At 41.0% G+C, this 1,990-nt stretch carries 3 protein-coding genes; 2 read left to right on the top strand and 1 reads right to left on the bottom strand.

What is annotated here, in order from left to right; all coding sequences use genetic code 11:
- On the top strand, positions 1-264 hold a 264-nt coding region (locus F6K49_RS44200), incomplete at its 5' end, for a HEAT repeat domain-containing protein (protein WP_293108254.1).
- Between the two features lie 678 nt (positions 265-942).
- On the opposite strand, the gene F6K49_RS44195 is transcribed toward F6K49_RS44200, so the two are convergent.
- Positions 943-1,395, bottom strand: a complete 453-nt coding sequence (locus F6K49_RS44195) for a hypothetical protein (RefSeq protein WP_293108251.1) — start codon at positions 1,393-1,395, stop codon at positions 943-945.
- 323 nt (positions 1,396-1,718) lie between these two features.
- Between F6K49_RS44195 and F6K49_RS44190 the strand changes: the two genes are divergently transcribed.
- Positions 1,719-1,862 carry a hypothetical protein gene (locus F6K49_RS44190; RefSeq protein ID WP_293108248.1) on the top strand — a complete coding sequence of 48 codons (144 nt, stop codon included), beginning with the start codon at positions 1,719-1,721 and terminating at the stop codon, positions 1,860-1,862.
- The last annotated feature ends 128 nt before the right edge of the window (positions 1,863-1,990 follow it).

Genomic DNA, 1,990 nt, shown 5'->3' with positions numbered 1-1,990 from the left:
TCGAGGGTGCGACTTACAGCAATTGAACAGTTAGTTGAAGGTTACAAATACCATCGAGATACCTTAGCCATACTTCAACAATCCGCTCGCTCTGATAAAGATTCGAGGGTGCGACGTACAGCAATTAGACAGTTAGCTCAAGGTTACAAAAACCATCAAAATACCTTAGTCCTACTTCAACAATGGGCTCGCTCTGATAAAGATTCGAGGGTGCGAGCTACAGCAATTGAACAGTTAGCTCAAGGTTGGCCAGACCAGCTTTGATTATGAGAATTTTTATGCGTTCGCGTAGCGGCTCTTTCAGAGCATCGCACTCTCAATGACCCCTTTGAGCGTGATCAAGACCAGGATTATGACAATGTCAATCCTCGAAAAATAGCCCTTAATGCCATCCTCAACTACTATCCTAACCATTCCCAAACCCGATCCTTATTGCAGGATAGAGCAGAGCATGACCCCGATCCTAAACTGCGGAAGTTTGCTCAGGGGCAATTAGCAAAATTACGGTAGTTCTGATAGTAATCAAGTATACAGGATTTTTTAGCTGTTCTCTGTTTCCTATTTCCTAAAATTCTCAACTGATTTACCTCACCCAATTGATAACTGCTAGCTATTATCAATAAGCTCTTAAAAAGGCTTGATAAGTATTATAAAATATAGTAAATTGCTTAACAGCCAGTAAAGCACTCCCAAAGTCGAAAACCTTGGGAGAGTCATTTTAGGTTACATTAAATCCAGTCTAGCATCCCTATTTGAATTGTGAAAATCAAACCATGGGAATAGATTTGAATGTAGAATGTAGAATTAAGAATGTAGAATGTAGAATTATGCATTCTACATTCTGACAAACAACCTTCAACCTTAACTTTTCAACCTTAAACCTTCAAGCTTTTTTAATTAAGAATGTATAATCTGGAATTCTACATTCTTAATTCTTAATTCTTAATTCTGCCTTCCTTCGAGAACAATCGCTGTCTTGATGCAGTCGCTCATGGGGGAAACCCCCAAGACCGCGCTGCATCGCTCCAATAACGGTTTAGGAATTGTCTCGAAATCCTCCAACAAGAAATCCATAATGGCCAGATGGCGCAAGTAACCAGGAGTCAGAGGGTAACAGCGACGACTGGTGTTAAACCAGCCATTAACAGTTTGAACGGAACAGGAGCAGATTAAAGCCATATCTTCCCGAGTCAGATCCCACTTACTGTAAAACCGTTGCGGTGTCATACCCAATTCGCAGTAACTGTACAGTCGGATTAGGATTTGCTCGCGCTCGGTGATGGGATAGGGATAGGAATTTTCTCCCTCCGACTCCCTTTGTTGTGCAAGCTGCTCAAGGCGCTCCATCGCTTCGTGATAATCGATGGGATGATAAACGAATCGCTGTTTTGCCATTATTATAGAATTACCTCCATGTAACTTGGGGGGGAGAGCCGCGCTTCCAGGTTGGTGGCCGATGAGCGCGGCTCTTTTTCCAATGATTATAGTATAACCAATGGCTACTATTATTGTCAACAATAAAAAAAACAAAAAAAATCAAGGTTATTTACAGAAATTGTAATAAATGTTCAAAATTTAAACATTAGAATGGTATTTTTTTTAGCTAGTAGCTGAAATCTAGATAAAAAAGGGAACAGGGAATAGGGAACAGGGAATAGGGAATAGGGAGTAGGGAGTAGGGAGTAGGGAGTAGAGAAAAAAATTATCACAATTCATTGATGATTGCTGTATTAACTGTGTATCAGTTTATCAACTTATATCAAGTTAGGATAATTGTAAGCATATGCGCTACGCGCACGCTACGCGAACAGCAGTCAGCTGTCAGCCGTGAGCTAAAAGCTCACGCTACGCGAACAGCTTAAAATAAACTTATGCAGGCCTATGGCCACGCTACGGGAACGGGAGAATTTAATATTGATAGAGAAGCATGAGAATTGAAAGTCTGAGAGATCGGAAGAGCGTCGTAAGCGACTAGAATTGGTAGCGACTA

It is taken from the genome of Moorena sp. SIO3I6 (assembly GCF_010672095.1).
This window is presented reverse-complemented; position numbering and strand designations above follow the sequence as displayed.